This is a genomic window from Cloacibacterium sp. Arc13 (assembly GCF_041431305.1).
Lineage (GTDB): Bacteria > Bacteroidota > Bacteroidia > Flavobacteriales > Weeksellaceae > Cloacibacterium > Cloacibacterium caeni_B.
This window is the reverse complement of sequence record NZ_JASMRM010000003.1, coordinates 163,554-170,346: the sequence shown is the minus strand read 5'-3', so window position 1 is coordinate 170,346 and position 6,793 is coordinate 163,554. Positions and strand designations below refer to the sequence as shown.

Genomic DNA, 6,793 nt, shown 5'->3' with positions numbered 1-6,793 from the left:
GTTTAAAAAACGAATTGATTTGTATACTTTCCTCACTTAAAATTGCAAATAAATCATTAAAACATCTTTGCGTTTTAAAAAAAATTACACAAGCTATGTACATCGCAATAGCAGATAAGTTTTCATCATTTTAAGTACTTTCTAGCAAAATATTTTCTCAAAAATTTTAGATTTTTTTTTGCTAACTATTTCATATTCAAAATATTTTATTAATTTTAGAAACACACTAAAACCACATGAATATGAGAACTATAAAACACATTCTTGATAGAAAATCAAGAGAACTCGCCATCATCGAACCTGAAAAAACCGTTTTCGAAGCTTTAAAATTAATGGCAGACAAAAACATAGGCTCTGTTATCGTAATGGATGGAATACGATATCTCGGCATTCTTTCGGAGAGAAATTACGCAAGACAAGTTGTGCTTCTCAACAAAAGTTCTAAGCAACTTCCCGTAAGAGAAATTATGAGAACAGACCTCCCAAAACTTTCTAAAAATGACCCCATCGAAAAATGTATGGAAATCATGACTCAACTCAATGTGAGATATTTGCCTGTGGTAGAAAATGAAACACTCATCGGTCTAATTTCTGTAAAAGACCTTCTAGACGAAGTTTTATTGCACCAAAAAGACGTCATCGAAAATCTTACCCACTATATCAACACTTAAATTTTTCGACTGAACTAATACCATTTCTCCTCCCGAAATCCATCGGGAGTTTTTTATGGAGTGAGATTTCTAAATTTTATTATATTTGGGAAAATCAGAACACCAGTAGAAATGAGATACACCACATTAGGAAAAATTCCGCAAAAAAGGCATACCATTTTTAAATCCGAGGAAGGGAATTTCTATTACGAACAGCTTTTTGGGACTGAAGGTTTTCACGGAATCTCTTCGTTACTGTATCATATTCACAGACCTACACAGATTAAATCTATTGGAACGCCAAAAGATGTTACTCCAAAAATTGCAGTAGACCGAAACATCACGCCGCGAATGTTTAAAGGTGTACAAATCACTCCCGAAATTGATTATTTAGAAAGTAGAAAAGTTTTGTTGTTAAACAACGATTTAAAAATGGGCTTGGCAAAGCCTAAAAAATCTACGGAATATTTTTATAAAAATGCAGAATGTGATGAACTGCTTTTCATACACGAAGGAAAAGGCACGCTGAAAACCTTTGTTGGGAATTTAGACTTCGAAAAAGGTGATTACCTTATCATTCCAAGAGGAACGATTTATCAAGTAGAGTTAGAAACTACTGAAAATGTCTTTTTCTTTTTAGAAGCACACTCCCCGATTTATACGCCAAAAAGATACAGAAATGAGTTCGGGCAATTGCTGGAACATTCGCCTTTTTGCGAAAGAGATATTATCGCTCCCACTTTTGTAGAACCCAAAGACGAAAAAGGAGAATTTCTCATTAAAATAAAAAAAGAAAACCTGATTTGGGATTTTATTTACGCTACGCATCTTTTTGATGTGGTAGGTTGGGACGGTTATTTCTACCCTTATAAATTCAATATCAAAAATTTTGAACCGATTACAGGAAGAGTGCATTTACCACCACCCATTCATCAGAATTTTGAAGCGCATAATTTTGTGATTTGTTCTTTTGTGGCGAGAATGTACGATTATCATCCTCAAGCGATTCCTGCACCTTATAACCACTCGAATATAGATTCAGACGAGGTTCTTTTCTACACTGAAGGAGATTTTATGAGCCGAAATTATATTGACTTAATGGATTTTACGCTTCATCCTGGCGGAATTGTTCACGGACCTCATCCTGGCTCAATGGAAAGAAGCATTGGCAAAAAATTCACCGAAGAATATGCGGTAATGATAGATCCTTTCAGACCACTGAAAATTACAGAAGAAGCGATGAAAGTGGAAGATAAAACCTACGCTACCAGTTGGTTAGACACTGAAGAAAATTATTTACACGACAGAAGTCAAGAGTAAAAACCCGAATAAACATTTAAAAATTTTATGGGTTAAAAATTCCTATTTTTATGCACTTTAGCACAAAAACAGGTCAATATTATCAAAAAATCACAACTTTATTTGATAAATCTCATCTTGTACATTCTTCATAAAAATGTAACTTTGGGAAATAGAGAAAATTGAAAAGTTTAGAAACATAAAAACGATTATATTATGTATAATTACGTCACGGCAGAAGAAGCCTTATCACTTGTCCAGAGCAACCAAAGAATATTTTTTCACGGGAGTGCTTGTACTCCTAATTATTTGATTTCGGAATTAGCAAAACAAGCCCATAGATTAAGAGATGTAGAAGTGGTTTCCATCACCGTTCAAGGTGAAGTAGAAATTGCAAAACCAGAATATAGAGACAGTTTTTACATCAACTCTCTTTTTGTTTCGGCACCAGTAAGAGAAGCTGTAAACAGTGACAGAGGAGATTTTGTTCCCGTTTTTTTGAGTGAAATTCCTATTTTATTTAAAAATAATATTCTTCCGTTAGATGTAGCCATTATTCAGGTTTCACCGCCAGATCAGCATGGTTATTGTTCACTGGGAACTTCTGTAGATGTAGCGAGAAGTGCCGTAGATTCTGCAAAATATGTGATTGCACAGGTAAATCCTAAAATGCCAAGAACGCTAGGAGATTCTATGCTTCATGTTAAAAGAATTGATAAAATGGTTTGGCATGAAACCGATTTATTAACAGTAGATTACGCTGCGAAAGTTTCTGATGACGAAAGAACCATCGGAAAATACATTGCCGAAATGGTAGAAGATAAATCTACGCTTCAAATGGGAATTGGTACGATTCCAGATGCGGTTCTAAGTTCTCTACACAATCACAAAGATTTAGGCGTACACACGGAAATGATTAGTGACGGAATCATAGATTTAGTTGCGAATGACGTAGTAAACAATAAATATAAAGGAACACATCTCAACAAAACCATTACTGCATTTTGTTTTGGAACAAAGAAATTATACGATTTCATAGACAACAATCCTTCCTTCCAGTTTATGGATGTGACTCACGTTAATAATCCTTCTATCATTAGAAGAAACAAAAAATTAGTAGCCATAAATTCTGCTATAGAAGTAGATTTAACAGGTCAAGTTTGTGCAGATTCTATTGGCACTTATCAATATTCAGGAATTGGCGGACAAATGGATTTTATTCGTGGAGCTGCACTTTCTGAAGGTGGAAAACCTATTATTGCCCTTACTTCTAGAACCAAAAAAGGAGTTCCTAGAATTGTTCCTTACCTAAAAGAAGGAGCTGGTGTAGTAACGACTAGAGGTCATATTCACTATGTGGTAACAGAATATGGAGTAGCTTATCTCTACGGAAAAAACATGAGACAGCGCGCAAAACTACTCATTGACATTGCCCATCCTGATGACAGAGAAATGCTCGATAAATTCTGCTTCGAACGATTTAAATCACACGCATTATAACATCATAAAACCTATCAAAAAGATAGGTTTTGTTTATTTTTTTTGTTCGCATCACACAATATTTGTAATTTGGCACATAACAAACTCCAAATAAAAAGAGAAAAATGAGCACACTTACTTTTGCCGAAAAAATAGCGCAGGCAGAGAATTTTCTTCCAATAAATGGAACAGATTATATAGAATTTTATGTAGGAAACGCTAAGCAAGCAGCCCATTATTACAAAACTGCTTTCGGTTTTCAGAGCGTAGCTTATGCAGGGCCAGAAACCGGAGTAAGAGATAGAGCTTCTTATGTAGTGCAACAAGGAAAAATAAGATTGGTTCTTACCTCAGGTTTATCTTCAGACTCACCAATTTGTGAGCATCAAAGAAAACATGGTGATGGAGTGAAAATTCTTGCACTTTGGGTTGATGATGCGTACAAAGCATTCGAAGAAACCACAAATCGTGGTGCAAAACCTTACATGGAACCAAAAACGCTAAAAGATGAATTCGGCGAGGTAAAAATGTCTGGAATTTATACTTACGGCGAAACCGTTCACATGTTCATCGAAAGAAAAAATTACGAGGGTCCATTTATGCCAGGATACGAAAAATGGGAATCAGATTATAACCCTTCGGATTGTGGATTGCTTTATGTAGACCATTGCGTAGGAAATGTAGGTTGGGACAGAATGATTCCAGTGGTAAAATGGTATGAAGAAGTAATGGGATTTGTAAATATTTTAAGTTTTGACGATAAGCAAATTAACACCGAATATTCTGCACTCATGTCAAAAGTAATGAGCAACGGAAACGGATTTGCTAAATTCCCAATTAATGAACCAGCAGAAGGGAAGAAAAAATCTCAGGTAGAAGAATATCTAGATTTCTACGAAGGAGAAGGAGTTCAGCACATTGCAGTAGCGACTAAAGACATTATAAAAACGGTAACAGAATTGAAAGCGAGAGGAGTAGAATTCCTTTCAGCACCACCAGAAGCCTACTACGAAATGGTTCCAGAAAGAGTGGGAACAATAGACGAAGACATTAAAAAACTTCAAGATTTAGGAATCCTAATTGACTGTGACGAAGAAGGTTATCTTTTACAAATTTTCACAAAACCTGTAGAAGACCGCCCTACTCTTTTCTACGAAATTATAGAAAGACATGGTGCGCAAAGCTTCGGAGCTGGTAATTTCAAAGCATTATTTGAAGCCTTAGAAAGAGAACAAGCCAGAAGAGGCAACCTATAAATTATGAAATCGCCAAGATTAGCAAACACCAACGCTAATAAATGTTCAGCGATTGCATATGACCTTTAAAAATAATATATGTCTACATATGAAAAAAATAATTTTATTTTTCACCATCTTTTCATTCGCTTTTTCATTTTCTCAAAAAACGAATACTAGAGACTACGAAGACATTAATGCAAAACTAGACCGACTTTTACGCGAAAGAGAGGTAGAAAAAAGAGTACTGGATGTAAATTTAGAAGGAAAAACCTTTGTCCTGATTCAAAATAAAGGAACTGTGGTTTACAAATACGTTGTAAGTTTTTTAGCTGATAAAAATATCAACATTGTAGAGCTCATCAACGATACTTCTGCTCAGAGCAAAACGACCAAACTGTATTCTGGAGATTTCGTTAGAAATAACAATTACATTTCTGTAAGAGCAGATGTTTTAGAAGGTCAAAAAATTGGCATTCCGCTTACGTACAATTTCATGATTCAAGAAAGAGACGGTATTCTTTTTTTAATCAACATGAATAATAATGAAAAGTGGATTGACACTGCTTTGGTAAAATAAAAAACATTGAAATATTGCCCGAAATTCTTTTGTTTTCGGGCTTTTTTATATCTTTAAAACAAATTTTAAGACATGAAATCTTTTATAAATTATCCACAAAATTCAGATTTTTCTATTCATAATATTCCTTTTGGTGTAGCGGTTTTTAACAGAGAATACATCGCTTGTTGTACCAGAATTGGCGATTTGGTGATAGATCTCGCTACTTTATACGATTACGGATTTTTTGACGAAATAGAAGGGTTAAATGAAAACGTTTTCGAAGCATACACGCTCAATGAATTTATAGAACTAGGAAAACCGGTAACCAATGCTGTTCGTTTAAAAATTCAGGAACTTTTATTAGAAGGTTCATCGCTTTCTCATGACGAAAAAACCATAGAAGAATGTTTCTATGATTTAGATAAAGTACAAATGATGATGCCACTTCACGTACAGAATTACACAGATTTTTACAGCAGTATAGAACACGCTACCAATGTGGGGAAAATGTTTCGTGACCCTGCAAATGCATTGCTCCCGAACTGGAAACATTTACCAGTAGGTTATCACGGTCGTGCTTCGTCAATTGTGGTTTCGGGAATTAATTTTCACAGACCAAAAGGTCAAATGAAACCTGCAGATGCAGAAAAACCAATTTTCGGTGCTTCAAAACAATTAGATTTTGAGTTAGAAATGGCTTTTGTATTGAATAAAAATACAGAAATTGGAGAAAGCATCTCTACCCAAGAAGCCGAAGACGCTATTTTTGGAATGGTGATTTTCAACGATTGGAGCGCAAGAGATATTCAGAGTTGGGAATACGTTCCGCTTGGTCCGTTTTTAGGAAAAAATTTCTGTTCGTCTATTTCACCTTGGGTGGTGACTTTAGAAGCATTAGAACCTTTTAGAACTGCATCACCTAAGCAAGAACCTGAAGTTCTAGATTATCTAAAATTTGAAGGAGATAAAAATTTCGACATTAACCTAGAAGTGTATTTGCAACCAGAAAACGGCGAAGAAAACCTAATTTGCCAAAGCAATTACAAATACATGTACTGGAATATGACGCAACAATTGGCACATCATACCATCAATGGTTGTAATGTGGAAGTTGGCGATTTATATGCTTCTGGAACGATTTCTGGAAATGAACCGAATAGTTTTGGTTCTATGCTAGAATTGACTTGGCGCGGACAAAACCCGCTAAAACTTTCAGATGGAAGCGAAAGAAAATTTATAGAAGACCACGATACTATAATTATGAAAGGATTCTCTGAAAAAGACGGAATAAGAGTAGGTTTCGGAGAAGTGAGAGGAAAAGTTTTGCCAGCTAAGTAAAGTTTTCTAACACATAAGTCACATCAGATTAAGAAAAATGATTGAAAATAATTAGAACACATGAGGCTTCGAAAGCTATATTTTCAAAATGAAAAAATAAATGATTTACATTTAAATGTCATTAACAAAGTGAAAAATTTAACACATAAGTCACATCAGATTAAGAAAAATGATTGAAAATAATTAGAACACATGAGGCTTTGAAAGCTACATTTTCAAAATGAAAAAAT

6 protein-coding genes are annotated in these 6,793 nt (G+C 34.7%); all 6 read left to right on the top strand.

Annotated features, from left to right (window positions below; all coding sequences use genetic code 11):
* Window positions 1-242: 242 nt before the first annotated feature.
* The gene (locus QO190_RS04500; protein WP_371461973.1) at window positions 243-671 is read left to right on the top strand and encodes a CBS domain-containing protein; all 429 of its coding nucleotides are present in this window, start codon (window positions 243-245) and stop codon (window positions 669-671) included.
* A gap of 111 nt (window positions 672-782) precedes the next feature.
* Window positions 783-1,970: a homogentisate 1,2-dioxygenase gene (locus tag QO190_RS04495; RefSeq protein ID WP_371461972.1), complete on the top strand. Its 1,188-nt coding sequence runs from the start codon at window positions 783-785 to the stop codon at window positions 1,968-1,970.
* Between the two features lie 195 nt (window positions 1,971-2,165).
* The gene (locus QO190_RS04490) at window positions 2,166-3,449 is read left to right on the top strand and encodes an acetyl-CoA hydrolase/transferase family protein (protein WP_104793296.1); all 1,284 of its coding nucleotides are present in this window, start codon (window positions 2,166-2,168) and stop codon (window positions 3,447-3,449) included.
* A 104-nt stretch (window positions 3,450-3,553) separates the two neighbouring features.
* Entirely contained in the window at window positions 3,554-4,684 is a 1,131-nt protein-coding gene (hppD, locus tag QO190_RS04485) for a 4-hydroxyphenylpyruvate dioxygenase (protein ID WP_371461971.1), read from the top strand.
* A gap of 88 nt (window positions 4,685-4,772) precedes the next feature.
* Window positions 4,773-5,243 carry a hypothetical protein gene (locus QO190_RS04480; RefSeq protein WP_371461970.1) on the top strand — a complete coding sequence of 157 codons (471 nt, stop codon included), beginning with the start codon at window positions 4,773-4,775 and terminating at the stop codon, window positions 5,241-5,243.
* A gap of 72 nt (window positions 5,244-5,315) precedes the next feature.
* Complete coding sequence (gene fahA / locus QO190_RS04475; RefSeq protein WP_371461969.1) at window positions 5,316-6,563, top strand: fumarylacetoacetase; 1,248 nt, start codon at window positions 5,316-5,318, stop codon at window positions 6,561-6,563.
* The last annotated feature ends 230 nt before the right edge of the window (window positions 6,564-6,793 follow it).